This window comes from Streptomyces sp. NPDC055955 (genome assembly GCF_042270245.1).
Classification (GTDB): Bacteria; Actinomycetota; Actinomycetes; order Streptomycetales; family Streptomycetaceae; genus Streptomyces.
On the sequence record NZ_JBHJYS010000004.1, the window covers coordinates 463,716 to 479,256 of the forward strand.

A 15,541-nucleotide genomic window follows, 5' to 3' on the forward strand; every position below is an offset into this window, starting at 1 on the left:
GGTGGCGGGACGGGTGAGTCGGGCGGCGGTGTCGGGGGATTCGGTGGGCTTGGCGGATCGACCGGTTTCGGCCCATCGGGCGGTTCGCCGGGGCCCGGGGGTTTGGGGCGTGGCGGGGGTTCGGGCGGCATCGGCGTGACGTCGGGGTCGGTTGGTACAGGCACAGTTCCCATGATCACGGCTCCTACCGGCCGAGGCTGTGTTCGAGTTTCCATGACGATCACTCTCGCGGCGCCGCCTCGTTCGGCCTCGCGCACCCCCCGTCCAGGCCTGCCCGGCCGCGGGCGATCGCCGCGGGCCGGTAGCCCCGGGAGCCGAACGCCGCCATGCACGCGCACCCGATGCCGCTGCTGGTGCCGGTGACCACCACCGTGCGGCACGCGCCTGCGTGATGTGTCATACGGTGCGGGTTTCCCTGATCAACGCCGTCAAACGGCCGTGGGGACCGTGCCGTGGGGGTGGGCTGATCGTAGGGTCGAGAACAGGCAGACGAGGCTCGAGCGAGGGAGGCGACTGATGCCGGTCGTGACGCAGTTCCATGCCGGTGGGCCTCCGCTCGTCATGAGCCACTGCCACCCGATCGCCCGGACCGAGGCGCTCGCCCAGTGCGGCCGCAGCCGGGCGACGGCGCGCTTCGACGGAGCGCGCGGCACAGGGGGCGACGGGCTGCAGGACCACGTACCCGCGACCGGTGAGGACTGTGGCCGGGCCCAGGCGGTCGGAACGGCGCATCAGGAGCTGTGCGCCGGCCCCTGGCCCCGCATGCGGGCCCTCGTCGGCGCTTCCGGGCTGCCGCGGACGCTGATGAGGCGCGGCCGGACGATCGACCTCGCTGTGTCGGCCCCGGTGAGGGACCTCGCGGTCAGGTGGTACGTCCTGGACGCGGATGACGTGATCGACGCCGACACCGACACCGGAGCGGAGGGGGTGGACAGTGGGAAGCCCGCTGCCGACCGCAGGCTTGTTGCTGTGAAGGAGGCGGGCGTGGGACCGGCCCGAGCGCTGGTCGCCGGCTCCAGCCTCACAGGGCGTGCAGGCCGCGACCCGGGCCAAGATGCTGTTCACCGTGGTGCCGTCCCGCGGACCCGGCGGGCGGACCTTGCTCTCGGCCGGCGCCTGGAAGGGCACGTCGGTGGCGCCGGAGCTCTCGCCTGTCTCAACAGCGGTGCGCCTGCGGACCATGGCCGCTACGCGCCCGCGTTCCCTTGGCCGCGCGGACGTGAGTGAGATGTTCGGCTCCGGCTACACGGTCTCTGTCGAGTTCTACGATCTGCTCCAGGCCGAAACCGACCGCCGCTTGGCGAAACGGCGCTTCGCCGAGGCGGCCGGCCACGCCCGGCACGGGATCCTTGATGTCGGTGCGGGTACCGGGATCGTCACCGAGACCCTGCTGACCGCTTCCGCCGCGCCGATCCACGCTGTCGAGCCGGCGGCCCCGATGCGCGCGGCCCTGCTGTCCCGCCTGGCTGGTCTGGGCGCTGACCAGCGCGCCCGCGTCACTCTTTACCCCGAGTGCATCGAGAGAGCGGGACTCGAGGAGGTCGCGGACCTGGCCGTCGCGTCCAACATCATCGCCTGCCTCGACCCCGCCACCCGACGATCCACCTGGCAGGCCGTCAGCCGCGCACTCCTGCCGGGCGGGCTCCTGCTCTTCGACCCTCCGCCCACCGAACTACCGGCCGGGCGCGAGAAGGTGGGACGGCTCGGGCCGGTCCGGGTGGGCCCGGACATGTACGGCGCGGACATCATCCGAGAACCCGATGCGGGGTTCGTGCGGATGATCTTCACCTATCACGTCGAACGAGACGGCCGGGTGTTGCGCCGGCAGCGGGAGACATTCGAGCTGTGGCCGGCCAGTGCCGCGGAGCTCGGCGCAGAACTTGAGGCACAGGGCCTGCACGTCGTGCACGCACCCAGCGCCGATCTGCTGGCCGCGCGCCGCCCATCACGGCCAGGATGACCCGACGGTCCACAGGCCCGAAATTCCGGTGAGGGGGCTGACGAGCAGGATGCCACCGAGGGCGAACACGACGTGTGTGTGCCGACGTCCGTATGCGCCGCTGTACCGCCGAGATCCGTCGCCAGCGGTGCGACCTTCGGCATCGGCTTCCAGCGGTCCGTTCCGCACACACGTCCCGTGCGGCCATCAGAAGGAGTGCCACGCCCCCGGGATGACGATCGCCAGAAGTGTTCCTGTTGACGTGGAGAGCAACCTCCCTCGATGCGGATCGCCCTACAGCCTTTTGCCTTGTCCTCTACCTGCAGTGGGGTGACTGACACTGCGGTGTCGTCCTCCCGCGGGTCTTCGCCCCACCCCGAAACGGATCGACGATCCGCGGCATGACCACGCGCAGGTCGGCGACCCGCTACGCGAGGCCGGACAGCTCGACGCCGCCGGCCTCATCGAAACTCCGCCGGCCTCATCGACCTCCGCGCGCAGGCCGGTGCCGCCGAGGTACCCGACCGTGACGAGGCTTCGATGCCGGCAGGCTGGGCCACGGTCACCGGCGATCCGGGCTTCGCCCGACCTCGGGCCGCTCCACCGTTCGGGCGCTACGATCAAACGCCGCATCTCTGGGAAGAAATACGGCAGTTGACGCCTGGGGGCGATGTGGTGGAAGACAGCAGGCCTGCGCGCAGAACATCGGGACCTGTGTGGGGGAGGGCCTTGCTCGTCGTGGTGGCCGGCCTGGTCGCCGGACTCGCCCTGGCCTTCCACTGGTTCGGCTGGACCTCGATACCGGGCAACGCGTGCGGCGGCCGTTTCAGCCCCTGCCCCGAAGGCACCACCCCCACCATCCTGCTGGCGTTCCTCTGCACCTTCGCGGGTACGGGCCTGGTCAGCTGGCGGGTTGCCGAGCTGACCAAGGTCCGGCCCGGCAAGGCCCTGCCCGCCGTGCTCGTCGTGACGGGCGTGATCCTCGCCCTCTGGCCGGGATGGCAGGCGTACGCGTGGATGCGCGGCCCTGTCCTCGACCGGGCCTGGCAGGCGCCGGTCGACCGGCCGGGCACCGTGAAGGGCGTGGGCAACTGGGCTCTGGACGGCGCAGTCGTCCGCGCCCGCACCGACGGTCTGACCAGCTACGACCTCGCCGATGGGCATGAGCGCTGGAGCATGGACGCGCCGGTGCGCGAGTCGGCGTGCGCGATGAGCGACACAGTGGTCGACGGCATCGGTGTGATCGCCTTCGGCCGCGAGGACGAGCCGTGCAACACGGTGTGGGGCGTGGACACCGCGAGCGGCCGCAGGCTCTGGGAGCGGAAGATCACGGGCGGCGCCGGGTTCGGGCCGCCCACGGACGGCAGGGTCGCCGCCGACAGCGGTGTCGCCGTCGCCCTGGAGGACACTGCCGTACGGGGCTTCGCCCTGCGCGCGGGCGTCCCGCGTTGGCAACTGGACCTCGGCGACGGCTGCTCGCCGGTCGTCGCCTCGGCCGCGGCGGGCCGTACCCGGGTGGTTGTCGAGTGCATGAGCGGCTCCGCGTTCCGCTCGCTGGAACTGGTCTCGCTCGACACCGCGACCGGCACCCACGTACGCCGTACCGCGCTGCCGGCGGAGAGCCACTGGGAGGCGGCCATGGTTCTCTCCGCCCGGCCGTTCACGCTCTGGCTCAAGGAGAAGGACGACCGCGGCACCGACGCTGTGCTCTCCTTCGACGACCGGGACCGCCTGCGCGGGTCGGTGAAGGTCTCGGAGCGCGAGGAGGACCTGCGCGTGGCCGTGGACGCCGGACGGGGCTTCGACGCCCGGCCCGCGCTCCGCGCCGTGGTCGTCGGAGACGTTCTGGTGACCGCGGTGACGAAGCCGGGCGAGGACGTCCCCGGCGCGGTGTCCGGTTACAGGCTCGGCGGCGGAGGGCGTCTGTGGCACGCCGGGGCGGGCGGGCCGATCACGGCCCTCACCCGGCTGACCGGGAACAGGCTCGCCGTCCTCGCGGGCGGGCGGAACAGCTCCCTCGACCCGCGCACCGGACACCTCGGCAAGGGGCCGCTGATCCGCGACGGCGCGGACGACGTCGCCGAGACCGCCCAACTTGTGCCTGGCCGCGACGACGGCTGGATCCTCGTCAACGCCGACGGGACCGGCATCACGCCGCCCCTCCTCAGAGTCGGCTCCTGACCTTCCCCAATTCGCTGACCGGGTTCCGGTCCACGGGAAATCGTGCGCCGAGCGACGTGATCACGCGCCGAGAAGCGGCCACCAACGCCACGGCCACTTGGGCCCGTTGTGCACGCCCGGGACTTCTGGTCCCGGGGCGTTGACTGTCGATGCCTCGCTCACGGTGATCTCACCCGGTGCCAATGGCCGCGCGTACGCGTCATCGGCTTCCAGCCGGCCGCCGAGTGGTAGGTCACGTGCGGGGTCCGCTGGTGATGCCGTCCAGGACGGTGGTCAGGTTGTGGTGGAAGGTTTCCTCTGCGTTGAGGTGGGCGCCGTCGATGACGAGCCGGGCGACGGTGGGGTACCTGCCGGTGTCCAACATGCGGGTGAGGTAGGGGCCGAGGCTTGCCTGGAAGCCGGCTTCGTCGGTGCCCGTGGAACGGGTGGTGCGTCGCTCGGTGACCTCTCTGCGGATCGCTCCGATGATGAACGAGTTGAGCGCGCCCAGAGTCCGTTGGAGATCGTCGATGCCGCGCACGCCGGGGGCCTGGCTCAGCGCCGCCGCGGTCGCTTCGCCCACGGCGAGCGCGTGAGGTCCCAAGTGCGGCCGTCCGCCGAGCAGGTCGGAGAACCATTCATGATCAAGGGCGGCCTCGCGGGTCGCGTGGGCGATGGCCAGTACCGTGGCGCGCCACGCGGAGTGCCGGCCGACCTCGGCGATCCGGGCGTAGATGACGTCGACCATCAGATCGAGCAGTTCGGATCTGTTGATGACGTAGTCGTAGAGCCTCATGGGACCGACGCCGAGTTCTTTTGCGATCTTGCGAACCGACAGGCCGTCCAGGCCGTGCGCGTCGGCAAGCCGGATCGCCGCTGCGGCGATCTTCTCGCGGCTCAACGACACCGGCGCCGCTCGCGGCTGAGGTTCGGGCCGTTCCCAAACGGGCAACGTTTCGTTACCGTACGGTGTATCCATCAATACAGTGTACGGTAAGGGAGTGAGAATGCGTATCGCGATCGCAGGTGGCGGCCTCGGCGGGCTCACGCTGGCACGAATCCTGCATCAGCACGGGATCGATGCGGTGGTGTACGAGCGCGAGGCAAGCCGATCCGAGCGGCCACAGGGCGGCTCGCTCGACCTGCACCCGGAGTCCGGGCAACGGGCCCTGGCCGAGGCGGGTCTCGCCGGCCGGTTCCGGTCAAAGGCGCGGCCCGAGGGCGAGGAGCATCGCATCGTCGACCCGTCCGGACGGAGCCTGGTCCACCATGAGCCGCAACCCGGCTCGTTCTCCGGACGTCCCGAGATCGACCGGAGGGCGCTGCGTGATCTGCTGCTCGATTCCCTCCCCGGCGACATGGTTGTCTGGCGGCACCGGCTTGCCGCGGCGTCCCCGCGATCTGGCGGGGGCTGGGAGCTGACGTTCCACGGTGGCCGCCGAACCGACTGCGACCTCCTCATCGGCGCGGACGGCGCCCGCTCGATCGTCCGGTCGCTGCTGGCCGATGTCCAACTTTCCTATGTGGCCACCCTCGTAGAGCTGAACATCGAAGACGTCGACCGGCGCCATCCCCACCTCGCCGAGCTGGTCGGCCCCGGGAACCTGTGGTGCGTCGGCGTGAATCAGATCCTGGCAGCGCAACGCCTCAGCGACGGCAGCCTGCGTGTCGGGATCTCGCTGCGCGCAGCCGATCGCCCCATCGACACCTACCGCGGCAAGCGCGCTCTGCTGGACATGTTCGGGGGCTGGGACCCACGCCTCACGGCACTCATCGAGGCCGGCGACAGCGCGCCGGTGCCGCGCCTGATCGAAGCGATGCCCCTGGGCACGCGCTGGTCCAGCCGGCAGGGCGTCACTCTCATCGGCGACGCCGCGCACCTCATGCCGCCGGTCGGCGAGGGCGCCAACCAGGCCATGCTCGACGCCGCCGAACTCGCGGGCCGACTGGCCGCGAATCCCGCCGACCCGGATGCGGCGATCCAGGAGTACGAAGAGGCGATGTTCGCCAGGATTCACTCGATCGCCGAAATGTCCGCACGAGTTCAGGCGATGATGCTGTCTCCCACCGCGGCGGAGGACATCGTCCGTTTCTTCACGCCCCGGGCCGCCGAACCGGCACCCGCAGAGTGAGGACGCCGGTGCAGTCGATCGAGACCGAAACGCGCGCACCCTGCCCTCTACAGACACCCGCAACTGTTCGGATCGCCGTCGGGGTCGAGTGGCCCCGACCCTGAAAGACGCGATGCCGCCTCACCGGCGGATACGGACGTTCGCTCGCGGCTTGTCGTCACTTCGCGTAGTCACTGGACTCTCTTTGGCGGCGCCCTTACGCCGACAGCGCGTTGAGAGCCTGTGCGATATTCCGTGATCGGTGACATTCTGTGAGGCCTGGGTTCGTGCAACGTGCCTCAGCAGAGTGGCGCGTCGAACAGAGGAGCGCTGCGCATGAGCTATCGCCTGAAGGCGATCACCCGTGACGAACATCTGGCTTTCGTCGCAGCCCAGCCGTCAGTGAGCCACATGCAGGTTCCGGCCTGGGCGGACGTGAAGCCGGACTGGCGGGGGGAGAGCCTGGGCTGGTTCGACGAAGGCGGCACCCTCGTCGGCGCCGGACTGGCGCTGCTCCGTCCCTTGCCGAAGGTGAAGAAGTACTTCGCCTACCTGCCTGAGGGCCCTGCCATCGACTGGACGGTGGAGGGCCTGGACCAGTGGCTTCGGCCGATGCTCGCGTACTTGAAAGCACAGGGCGTCTTCTCCGTGAAAATGGGGCCGCCCGTGGTGCAGCGCCGCTGGAGCGCCGAGGCGGTCAAGGCCGCGATCGCTGACCCGCAGGCCACCAAGTTGCGGGATGTGCAGGCCACCATGCACGACCCGCAGGCCTTCGACCTGGCGGACCGGCTGCGCGGAATGGGCTGGCAGCAGACGGAGTCCGACGGTGAGGACGGCTTCGCCGCAGGCCAGCCGCGCTACGTGTTCCAAGTCCCTTTCAAGGGACGGTCGCTGGAAGAAATCCAGGGCGATCTCAGCCAGCAGTGGCGACGCAACATCAGAAAGGCAGAGAAGGCCGGCGTCAAAGTGGTCCAGGGCGGCTACGAAGACCTGCCCGCCTTCCACGCGATCTACGTCGAGACGGCCGAACGGGACCGGTTCATCCCGCGCCCGCTGGCCTACTTCCAGCGTATGTGGACCGCGTTGCAGGCCGAGGACGACAATCGCATGCGCCTCTACCTCGCCCACCACGAGGGAGAGGTACTCGCGGCCGCCACGATGCTGATCGTCGGCGAGCACGTCTGGTACTCCTACGGGGCCTCCACCAGCCGTAAGCGTGAGGTCCAGCCCAACAACGCCATCCAGTGGCGCATGATGTCCGATGCCTACGAACTCGGCGCCGGCATCTATGACTTCCGTGGCATCACCGACACGCTGGAGGAGGGCGACCACCACCTCGGCCTGCTTCGGTTCAAGGTCGGCACCGGCGGACAGGCCGTTGAATACCTTGGGGAATGGGACTTCCCACTCAACAAGGTTCTGCACAAGGCATTCAACCTCTACATGTCCCGCCGCTGACTTCGCCGTATGCCGACCCCGGATCCCCGGCCCCGATCGGCTCCGGCTGTTTCTGAGTCCAACTGCCGGTCGCGTGCGGGGAAGTGGCGTATGGGTTCGACCTGCGTTGAGCAGATACGGGGCGTGGCGGCGTACTCCGACGTGAGGTCGGGTGCGCCGCCACGAGGTGGTGCGGGACGTGTGCGTGGTGGTTCGCCTGGTCATGCGGGCTACTTCGGGTCGTCGTCGAACCTTGCCTTGGACCAGTGGTACCCGAGGACGGTGAGGCCGAGGCTCCAGGCGATGGTCAGCCAGCCGTTGTTGCCGATCTCGCTGCCGAGGAGGAGGCCGCGGAGGGTCTCGATGGCGGGGGTGAAGGGCTGGTACTCGGCGATGGGCTGGAACCAGCCGGGCATGGTGTCGGTGGGGATGAAGGCGCTGGACAGCAGGGGGAGCAGGATGAGGGGCATCGCGTTGTTGCTGGCGGCTTCGGCGTTGGGGCTCACCAGGCCCATGCCGACCGCGATCCAGGTGAGCGCCATCGCGAACAGGACAAGGAGCCCGAAGGCGGCGATCCACTCCAGGACGGTGGCGTTCGTGGACCTGAAGCCGATGGCGACGGCTACAGCGCCGACGAGGACAACGCTGGCGATGCATTGAAGGACGCTGCCGATGACGTGTCCGATGAGGACGGAGCCGCGGTGGATGGCCATGGTGCGGAAGCGGGCGATGATGCCTTCGGTCATGTCGTTGGAGACGGAGACGGCGGTTCCGATGGTGGTGGAGCCGATCGTCATCAGGAGAAGGCCGGGGACGATGTAGGCGATGTAGACGGAGCGGTCGGCGCCGCCGCCGCTGATGCCGGCGCTCATCACGTCGCCGAAGATGTAGACGAAGAGCAGCAGCAGCATGATCGGGGTGAGCAGCAGGTTCAGGGTGAGCGAGGGGTAGCGCCGAGCGTGCAGGAGGTTGCGGCGCAGCATCGTGGACGAGTCGCGCACGGCGAGGGACAGGGAGCTCATCGGGCTTCCTCCTTGGGCTGGTTGGGCTGGGCCGGCACGGTGGTGGTGAGGGCGAAGAACACGTCGTCGAGGTCGGGTGTGTGCACGGTCAGTTCGTCGGCCTCGATGCCGGCGGAGTCCAGGCGGTCGAGGAGGGAGCGCAGTGCGCGCTGGCTGCCGTCGCTGGGGATCTGCAGGGTGAGGGCCTCGTCGTCGCGGTGGGCCTCGTGCAGGGTGAGGGCGGCGGACTGGTGGGCGTCGGGGTCGGTGAAGCGGAGCCGGATGTGTCCGCCGGGGATGAGTCGCTTGAGTTCCTCGGCGCTGCCCTCGGCGGCGATCCTGCCGTCGTGGAGCACGGCGATGCGGTCGGCGAGTTCGTCGGCCTCGTCGAGGTACTGCGTGGTGAGGAAGACGGTGACGCCGTCGGCGACCAGTTCGCGGATGATGCCCCACATGTTGTGGCGGGCGCGGGGGTCGAGGCCGGTGGTGGGTTCGTCGAGGAAGATGATCCGGGGGTTGCCGACCAGCGTCATGGCGATGTCGAGGCGGCGTTTCATGCCGCCCGAGTAGGTGGAGGCGGGCTTCTTCGCGGCGTCGGTGAGGTCGAAGCGCGCGAGGAGTTCGGTGGCGACGCGCCGGCCCTCACGCTTGGGCAGGTGGTGCAGGTCTGCCATGAGGAGCATGTTCTCCTCGCCGGTGATCAGGCCGTCGACGGCGGAGAACTGCCCGGTGACACCGATCGCGCCGCGCACCGCCTGTGCCTGGGAGGCGAGGTCGTGCCCGCCGACGCGGATCTCGCCGGAGGCGGGGCCGGGGGAGATGAGGGTGGAGAGGATCTTGACGGCGGTGGTTTTGCCCGCGCCGTTCGGGCCGAGCAGGGCGAAGACGGTTCCTTGCGGGACAGCGAGGTCGATGCCGTCGAGAACGGTCTTGTCGCCGTAGGACTTGTGCAGCCCGTTCGCCGCGATGGCCAGGTTGGTCATGGTGACTGCTCCTCAGAGACTACGGGTGGTCAGAGGCTGCGGGCGGTGATGTCGCCGTAGGAGGTGGTCGCCTGGATGGTGAGGCCGGCGGTAGCGCCCGCGGTGTTCTGGAGTGTGTTGTGGATGCGGCCGTAGGCGGTGCCGGCGTCGAGGGTGGCGGAGGTGCCGGAGGCGGCGCCGATGGTGATGTCGCCGTACGCGGTGCGCAGTTCGACCGTGCCGCCCTGGGCTTCGGCGATGTTCAGGGCGCCCTTTTGGGTGCTGATGTGTGCGGAGCCGGTCAGGCGGCCGACGAGCACGTCGCCGGCCTGGAGGGTGAGGCGGGCGCTCGCGGTCTCGTCGAGCTTGACCGAGGCCTCCGCGGCTTCGAAGGTGACGTCGCCGAGGCGTCCGACGCCGCGGAGTTCGGCGCTGGCGGCCTTCGCCTCGACGCGGGAGCCTGCGGGCAGTTGGACGGTCACCTCGACGGAGCCGGAGTGGCCGAGGATCCGGTTCTTCGGGGTGGCCGCCTCGATGCGCAGGACGCCGTCGCTGTAGGCGGCTGTGGTCTGTTCGGCGGCCTTCACGTCGCGGCTCTGGGACTTGTCGGCGGGCAGGATCTCGACGGTGGTGTCGGCGCGGTCGGCGGCGATGAACTGGATGCGGCCCGCGGGGATGTCGAGGACGGCGGCGACGGGGGAGGGGGTGTCGAACTTCTGCATGGTGCGCTCCTTCGGTTCGTTGTTTCTGATGGGTGAAACGCTACGTTGCATTCATCGAGTGGGCAACAGGTTTCTTGCTCAAGAACCCTATAAATGCAGGTAGTTGCAGGGATTTCATTGCAATGATCTGGACTCTAATGCAACGGACTTCATCCCGGGTCGTTGCAATGAAATGGAAGTGAACGCTATAGTCGACCCGTCGGAACCCGGATGCGGACACCCGACACCGGACGTCGGAAGCCGCGCCCCGGCGCCGGACACGGGCCCGGGGGCCGGGCACGTGCGCCGGTCGTCGATGCCCGCGCGCGGGTGCCGGGGAAGCCGGTGCAGGGGCCGCTATGGAGAGGGAGAAGGGGAGCTAATGCCGGGAGGCAGACTCACCCAGCAGGAACGCCAGCAGATCTCGCTGGGGCTGGCCGACGGCCTCGCCTATGCCGAGATCGCCAGAAACCTGGAGCGTCCGACGTCGACGATCACGCGTGAGGTGATGCGTAACGGTGGCCCGACCGCTTATCGTGCGGACCTCGCGCACCGGGCCACGGAACAACGGGCGCGCCGCAAACAGGCCACGCCCCGGGACGCGGCCACCCCCGCGCAGGCTTATGGGCGGGATGCCCAGGCGGTGCTTGCGTACGAGGAGACGTTTACGACGGTCCTCATACAGTCCGGCACGCCGAAGATGATGGCGAGGGTGATGTCCTGCCTCACCCTCACGGACACGGGCAGTCTCACCGCCGCCGAACTCGTCCAGCGTCTGCAGGTCAGCCCTGCGTCGATCTCCAAGGCGGTCGCGTTCTTGGAGAGTCAGGGCATGATCCGCCGTGAGCGCGACGAGCGCCGCCGTGAGCGCTACGTCGTGGACAACGACATCATGTACCAGTCGATGATGGCGTCGGCCCGTGCCACCGCCCACATGGTCGACATCGCGCGGCAGGGTGTCGGTGTTCTCGGGTCAGGCACACCGGCGGCGAACCGTCTGGAGAACATCGCCCGTTTCCTCGATTTCGTCTCCGAGAGCATTGCCCGCGCGGCGGAACAGGCCCGCGACATCCTCCACACCCAATCCGAACCGCCGAAGGACGGCGCCACCTGACCGGGGGCCGGGCGTGCGCCTGCTGCTGTTCGGTCCGATCTCGGCCGTCGGCCCGGTGAGCCTCCTCGCTCACCGGGTCATGGCATCGGCCGGCTCGTCGGCTGCGTGGATGACATCGTCTTCCGCAACGCTCACGCCCACTGGTTGACGATCCGGCACCGCTGACCCCGATTCAGCTGTCCATCAGGGGCAGACCGGGGAGCACCTTCTCGATGGTGATGGGGAAGTCACGCACGCGCACGCCGGTGGCGTTGAACACCGCGTTCGCGATCGACGCACCGGCCCCGCAGATGCCCAGCTCGCCGACGCCCTTCGCGCCCAGGGCATTGGCCTTGTCGTCGTACCCGTCGAGGACGACCGCGTCGACGTCAGGGACGTCGGCGTGGACCGGCACCAGGTACTGCGCGAAGTCCCGGTTGACGAAGGCGCCGGATCGCATGTCCACCACGGCCTCTTCTTCGAGGGCCGCGCCGGCTCCCCAGATCATGCCGCCGATCAGCTGCGAGCGAGCCGTCTTGGCGTTGAGCACGCGGCCCACCGAGAACACGCCGAGCATCCGCCGCAGACGGATCTCGGCGGTGTCCGCGTCGACCCCCACTTCAGCGAAATGGGCCCCGTAGGTGTTGATCGAGTAGTTCGTGTAGTTCGGATCATCGCCCATGAAGCGGGTTCCGCCCTGCGCTTCGAACCCTTCCGGACGGTTGCGTGCGACGATCTCGCTCAGTGCTTCGGACGCGCCGCCGACCGCCACGGTGCCGTCGGAGAACACGGCGTCCGCCGAGTCCAGGCCGTGCAGCGGCGAGCGCGTGTCGCCGCGCGCCGCTGCCAGGAGCTGCTCGCGCAGGGCCATGCACGCACCATGCACCGCATTGCTCGAACTGGCCGCGCCCCACGAGCCGCCGGACCCCCAGCTGGTGGGAAAATCGGAACGCCCCAGCTCGATCCGCACCCGCTCGGGCGGCAGTCCGAGCCCGTCGGCCGCGACCTGGGTCAGGACGGTGTACGTGCCCGTGCCGAGGTCGGTCATGTCCGACTGGACGACGGCGGTGCCGTCGGCCTCCAACCGCACGCGCACCGCCGTCGGCCCCTGGAAGTGGCCGCGGATCGCGGCCGACATGCCGTAGCCGACCAACCAGCGCCCGTCGCGCGCGCTCGCCGGGGTGGCGGGTCGGTGCTCCCAGCCGAACCGTCGCGCGCCTTCGCGCAGGCAGTCGACCAGGTGCCGGTCGCTGTACGGCACGTCCCGCTCGGGATCGACGGTGGGCTCGTTGAGGATCCGCATCTCGACGGGGTCCATCCCGATCGCATGGGCCAGCTCGTCCATCGCCGACTCGACCGCCAGCATGCCCGGCGCCTCGCCCGGCGCGCGTACGTCCGTCCCGGGCGGCAGGTCGAGCGGTGCCAGCCGGTGGGTGGTCGACCGGTGGGGCGCGGCGTAGAGACTGCGGGTCGTGGCGGCGGTCTGCTCGGCGTACTCCACGTCGGGATTGGTGTGCATGGTGACGTCGTGGGCGATCGCGGTCAGTTGTCCGTCCGGCTCCGCGCCCAGTCGAACCCGCTGCCTGGTTGTGGCACGGTTGCCGACGAGCTGGAAGATCTGCTGCCTGGTCATCGCGATCTTCACCGGTTGGCGCAACTCGCGAGCCGCGAGCGCCGCCAGGATCGCCTCGGAATGGATGCCCAGCTTGGAGCCGAATCCACCGCCGACGAAGGGGGTGACGACGTGCACCCGCTCCGGGTCGATCCGGAGGGTGGCGGCGACCGAGGCCCGCGCCGCGTCGACGATCTGGCAGCTGACGTACACGACCAGGTCCTCGTCGCGCGGTTCCACCAGACACGCGTGCGGTTCCATCGGCATCGAGAACTCGTACGGCGTCGTGTATTGCTGGTCGACCTTGACCGCCGCGCTGTCGAACCCGGCATCGAAATCGCCGACCGCGGTGTCGGTGGGGAGACCGGCGTTGACCACCTTCGGGATGTACACCTCGTCTTCCTGCTCGGCGAAGTTGAAACGTCCCCGCCCGCTGGTGTACTCGACCTCGACCAGATCGGCCGCCGCTCGGGCCTGTTCGAGGGTCGTGGCGACGACGAGTGCCACCGGCTCGCCGTAGTAGTGGATATCGGGGCCGGTCAGCACCGGCTGGGCGCGCCAGTATTCGAACTGAATGGACTCATCACGGGCACCCTGCGCGGGGGCGTTGTGATGGGTCATCACCATCTGTACGCCGGGTGCGCGTTCGGCGTTCTCGGTGTCGATCCGGGTGATGCGGCCCTTGCCGATCGTCGCGCCGACGATGAACCCGTAGAGAGGCTGGCCGGCTCCCCACTGCTCGTAGGTGTAGGTGGCCCGGCCGGCGACCTTCAACGGGCCGTCCACGCGGTTCAGAGCTTGCCCGATCATCTCGTCTCCTCAGCTCGCCTGAGCCGCTTGCGCCAGCGTGCGGCACAGCGTGCGCCGGGCCAGCTCGATCTTGAAGTCGTTGTCTCCCTGTCCCACGGCGTCGCGCATCGCGGTCTCGGCGGCGGCGCGATAGGTGGCCATCGTGGCGGGACGGCCGGCCAACGCGGCCTCGGCCTCCACGGAGCGCCAGGGCTTGTGCGCCACAGCGCCGAAGGCCACCCGCGCCTCGCTGATCGCTCCCTGGTCGGTCGAGACGACAGCCGCCACCGAGACCAGCGCGAACTCGTACGACGCCCGGTCTCGCACCTTGCGGTAGATCTGCCGGCCCGACGGGGGCGGGGGAAGGAGCACGCTCGTGATCATCTCGCCAGGACGCAGCACGGTCTCGATGTGCGGTGTTTCGCCCGGCAGCCGGTAGAAGTCCGCGATGGCGACGCGGCGTACCGATCCGTCGGCGTCGAGCAGCTCGATCTCCGCCTCCAGCGCGGTCATCGCGACGGCCATGTCCGAGGGGTGGGTGGCGATACAGGAATCGCTGGCACCGAGAACGGCGTGAATCCGGTTGAACCCGCCGATCGCCGAGCAGCCGGAACCCGGATCCCGTTTGTTGCAGCCCGCGGCGGTGTCGTAGAAGTAGGGGCAGCGAGTGCGCTGCAACAGATTTCCCCCGGTGGACGCCTTGTTGCGCAGCTGGCCCGAGGCGCCGGCCACCAGTGCCTCCGCCAGCATCGGATAGCGGGTACGCACCCGGGTATCGGCGGCCACATCGGAATTCGCCGCTTGGGCCCCGATACGCAGTCCGCCGTCCGGGAGTTCCTCGATGGCCCGCAAGGGGAGCCGACTGATGTCGACCAGATGGCTGGGCCTCTCGATGTCGAGCTTCATCAGGTCGAGGAGGTTGGTGCCGCCGCTGATGAACTTCGCGCCTGTGCGGGACACCGCGGCGACGGCGGCCTGTGCGTCCGTGGCTCGTTCGTACGTGAAGGACCTCATTCCGGGCTTCCTTCCGCGATGCCACGGATGGCCGCGACGATGTTCGGATAGGCGGCGCATCGACAGATGTTGCCGCTCATCCGCTCGCGGATCTCCTCATCGGTCAACGCGATTCGCGGCGCGGCCACGTCAGCGGTGGCGTGGCTGGGCCAGCCCGCCTCCACCTCGGCGAGCATGCCGACGGCCGAGCAGATCTGGCCAGGAGTGCAGTAGCCGCACTGGAAGCCGTCACGCTCGACGAAGGCGCGTTGCATCGGGTGCAGGCCGTCGGGATCACCCAGGCCTTCGATCGTCACGATCTCGTCGTCCTCATGCATCACGGCGAGCGCCAGACAGGAGTTGACACGCCGGCCGTTGACCAGCACGGTGCAGGCGCCGCACTGCCCGTGGTCGCACCCCTTCTTGGTCCCGCTCAGGCGCAGGTGCTCGCGCAGCGCGTCGAGCAGCGAGGTCCGTGGATCCACCTCGAGCCGTCGCACCTGATCGTTGACGTTCAACTCGATCGTCGAGAGCTGGGCCGTCTCGCCCTGGCTCCGCCCCCCGGCACCCGTATCGGAATCGCTCACCGTGGCTCGCCTTTCTCGCTGGGTGTGAGTGTCACCCTGGACACGCGTCGCCACTGTGGGGCGCCCTCCTCCTCAAGGTCTCGCAAAAACCGGTACCCCGCTCGCCGGAGGGCACCGAACCGCGCCCACCTCACTCGGCCGGGCGCTTCTGGGCGC

At 69.3% G+C, this 15,541-nt stretch carries 14 protein-coding genes; 6 read left to right on the forward strand and 8 right to left on the reverse strand.

What is annotated here, in order from left to right; all coding sequences use genetic code 11:
• Positions 1 to 220 precede the first annotated feature (220 nt).
• Positions 221 to 400, reverse strand: coding sequence for a hypothetical protein (locus tag ACFC96_RS10670; RefSeq protein ID WP_340459875.1), 180 nt, complete (start codon positions 398 to 400; stop codon positions 221 to 223).
• Between the two features lie 116 nt (positions 401 to 516).
• On the opposite strand from ACFC96_RS10670, the gene ACFC96_RS10675 reads away from it, so the two are divergent.
• The 3 genes from ACFC96_RS10675 (at position 517) to ACFC96_RS10685 (ending at position 4,120) form a co-directional block, all read left to right on the forward strand.
• Entirely contained in the window at positions 517 to 1,227 is a 711-nt protein-coding gene (locus ACFC96_RS10675; RefSeq protein WP_376611470.1) for a hypothetical protein, read from the forward strand.
• Between the two features lies 1 nt (position 1,228).
• Positions 1,229 to 1,960 (forward strand): class I SAM-dependent methyltransferase, encoded by a 732-nt coding sequence (locus ACFC96_RS10680; RefSeq protein WP_340459877.1) that lies wholly within the window; start codon positions 1,229 to 1,231, stop codon positions 1,958 to 1,960.
• A 717-nt stretch (positions 1,961 to 2,677) separates the two neighbouring features.
• Positions 2,678 to 4,120, forward strand: a complete 1,443-nt coding sequence (locus ACFC96_RS10685) for a PQQ-binding-like beta-propeller repeat protein (protein WP_376611573.1) — start codon at positions 2,678 to 2,680, stop codon at positions 4,118 to 4,120.
• A 232-nt stretch (positions 4,121 to 4,352) separates the two neighbouring features.
• Here the strand turns inward: ACFC96_RS10685 and ACFC96_RS10690 are convergent, their stop codons facing one another.
• Positions 4,353 to 5,006, reverse strand: coding sequence for a TetR/AcrR family transcriptional regulator C-terminal domain-containing protein (locus ACFC96_RS10690; RefSeq protein ID WP_376261214.1), 654 nt, complete (start codon positions 5,004 to 5,006; stop codon positions 4,353 to 4,355).
• A gap of 100 nt (positions 5,007 to 5,106) precedes the next feature.
• Between ACFC96_RS10690 and ACFC96_RS10695 the strand changes: the two genes are divergently transcribed.
• Positions 5,107 to 6,231, forward strand: coding sequence for an FAD-dependent oxidoreductase (locus ACFC96_RS10695; protein ID WP_376611472.1), 1,125 nt, complete (start codon positions 5,107 to 5,109; stop codon positions 6,229 to 6,231).
• Between the two features lie 315 nt (positions 6,232 to 6,546).
• Positions 6,547 to 7,668: a lipid II:glycine glycyltransferase FemX gene (locus ACFC96_RS10700; RefSeq protein WP_376611473.1), complete on the forward strand. Its 1,122-nt coding sequence runs from the start codon at positions 6,547 to 6,549 to the stop codon at positions 7,666 to 7,668.
• A gap of 209 nt (positions 7,669 to 7,877) precedes the next feature.
• Here ACFC96_RS10700 and ACFC96_RS10705 read toward each other — a convergent pair whose 3' ends face one another.
• Genes ACFC96_RS10705 through ACFC96_RS10715 form a run of 3 tightly spaced genes read right to left on the reverse strand, consistent with a single transcriptional unit; the run spans position 7,878 to position 10,332 of the window.
• Positions 7,878 to 8,669, reverse strand: a complete 792-nt coding sequence (locus ACFC96_RS10705; RefSeq protein ID WP_376611475.1) for an ABC transporter permease — start codon at positions 8,667 to 8,669, stop codon at positions 7,878 to 7,880.
• Positions 8,666 to 9,631, reverse strand: a complete 966-nt coding sequence (locus ACFC96_RS10710; RefSeq protein WP_376611477.1) for an ATP-binding cassette domain-containing protein — start codon at positions 9,629 to 9,631, stop codon at positions 8,666 to 8,668. The genes ACFC96_RS10705 and ACFC96_RS10710 overlap by 4 nt, the downstream gene beginning before the upstream one ends.
• 29 nt (positions 9,632 to 9,660) lie before the next feature.
• A complete protein-coding gene (locus ACFC96_RS10715) occupies positions 9,661 to 10,332 on the reverse strand; it encodes a DUF4097 family beta strand repeat-containing protein (RefSeq protein ID WP_376611479.1) in 672 nt (223 codons plus the stop codon).
• A gap of 361 nt (positions 10,333 to 10,693) precedes the next feature.
• Between ACFC96_RS10715 and ACFC96_RS10720 the strand changes: the two genes are divergently transcribed.
• Complete coding sequence (locus tag ACFC96_RS10720) at positions 10,694 to 11,425, forward strand: helix-turn-helix domain-containing protein (RefSeq protein ID WP_340460127.1); 732 nt, start codon at positions 10,694 to 10,696, stop codon at positions 11,423 to 11,425.
• A 172-nt stretch (positions 11,426 to 11,597) separates the two neighbouring features.
• Here ACFC96_RS10720 and ACFC96_RS10725 read toward each other — a convergent pair whose 3' ends face one another.
• From ACFC96_RS10725 to ACFC96_RS10735, 3 genes are read right to left on the reverse strand one after another with little or no spacing between them, the layout of a single operon-like run.
• Positions 11,598 to 13,826 (reverse strand): molybdopterin cofactor-binding domain-containing protein, encoded by a 2,229-nt coding sequence (locus ACFC96_RS10725; protein ID WP_376611481.1) that lies wholly within the window; start codon positions 13,824 to 13,826, stop codon positions 11,598 to 11,600.
• A 9-nt stretch (positions 13,827 to 13,835) separates the two neighbouring features.
• On the reverse strand, positions 13,836 to 14,819 hold the full coding sequence (locus ACFC96_RS10730) for an FAD binding domain-containing protein (RefSeq protein WP_376259461.1): 984 nt from the start codon (positions 14,817 to 14,819) through the stop codon (positions 13,836 to 13,838).
• Positions 14,816 to 15,385, reverse strand: a complete 570-nt coding sequence (locus ACFC96_RS10735; protein WP_376259855.1) for a 2Fe-2S iron-sulfur cluster-binding protein — start codon at positions 15,383 to 15,385, stop codon at positions 14,816 to 14,818. Before ACFC96_RS10735 ends, ACFC96_RS10730 begins: the two co-directional genes overlap by 4 nt.
• Positions 15,386 to 15,541 lie beyond the last annotated feature (156 nt).

Excerpts from the sequence above, each read along its gene's own strand:
- ACFC96_RS10670 (WP_340459875.1), bottom strand. The coding sequence starts at position 400 with ATGACACATCACGCAGGCGCGTGCCGCACGGTGGTGGTCACCGGCACC.
- ACFC96_RS10675 (WP_376611470.1), top strand. The coding sequence starts at position 517 with ATGCCGGTCGTGACGCAGTTCCATGCCGGTGGGCCTCCGCTCGTCATG.
- ACFC96_RS10680 (WP_340459877.1), top strand. The coding sequence starts at position 1,229 with ATGTTCGGCTCCGGCTACACGGTCTCTGTCGAGTTCTACGATCTGCTC.
- ACFC96_RS10695 (WP_376611472.1), top strand. The coding sequence starts at position 5,107 with ATGCGTATCGCGATCGCAGGTGGCGGCCTCGGCGGGCTCACGCTGGCA.
- ACFC96_RS10700 (WP_376611473.1), top strand. The coding sequence starts at position 6,547 with ATGAGCTATCGCCTGAAGGCGATCACCCGTGACGAACATCTGGCTTTC.
- ACFC96_RS10705 (WP_376611475.1), bottom strand. The coding sequence starts at position 8,669 with ATGAGCTCCCTGTCCCTCGCCGTGCGCGACTCGTCCACGATGCTGCGC.
- ACFC96_RS10710 (WP_376611477.1), bottom strand. The coding sequence starts at position 9,631 with ATGACCAACCTGGCCATCGCGGCGAACGGGCTGCACAAGTCCTACGGC.
- ACFC96_RS10715 (WP_376611479.1), bottom strand. The coding sequence starts at position 10,332 with ATGCAGAAGTTCGACACCCCCTCCCCCGTCGCCGCCGTCCTCGACATC.
- ACFC96_RS10720 (WP_340460127.1), top strand. The coding sequence starts at position 10,694 with ATGCCGGGAGGCAGACTCACCCAGCAGGAACGCCAGCAGATCTCGCTG.
- ACFC96_RS10725 (WP_376611481.1), bottom strand. The coding sequence starts at position 13,826 with ATGATCGGGCAAGCTCTGAACCGCGTGGACGGCCCGTTGAAGGTCGCC.
- ACFC96_RS10730 (WP_376259461.1), bottom strand. The coding sequence starts at position 14,819 with ATGAGGTCCTTCACGTACGAACGAGCCACGGACGCACAGGCCGCCGTC.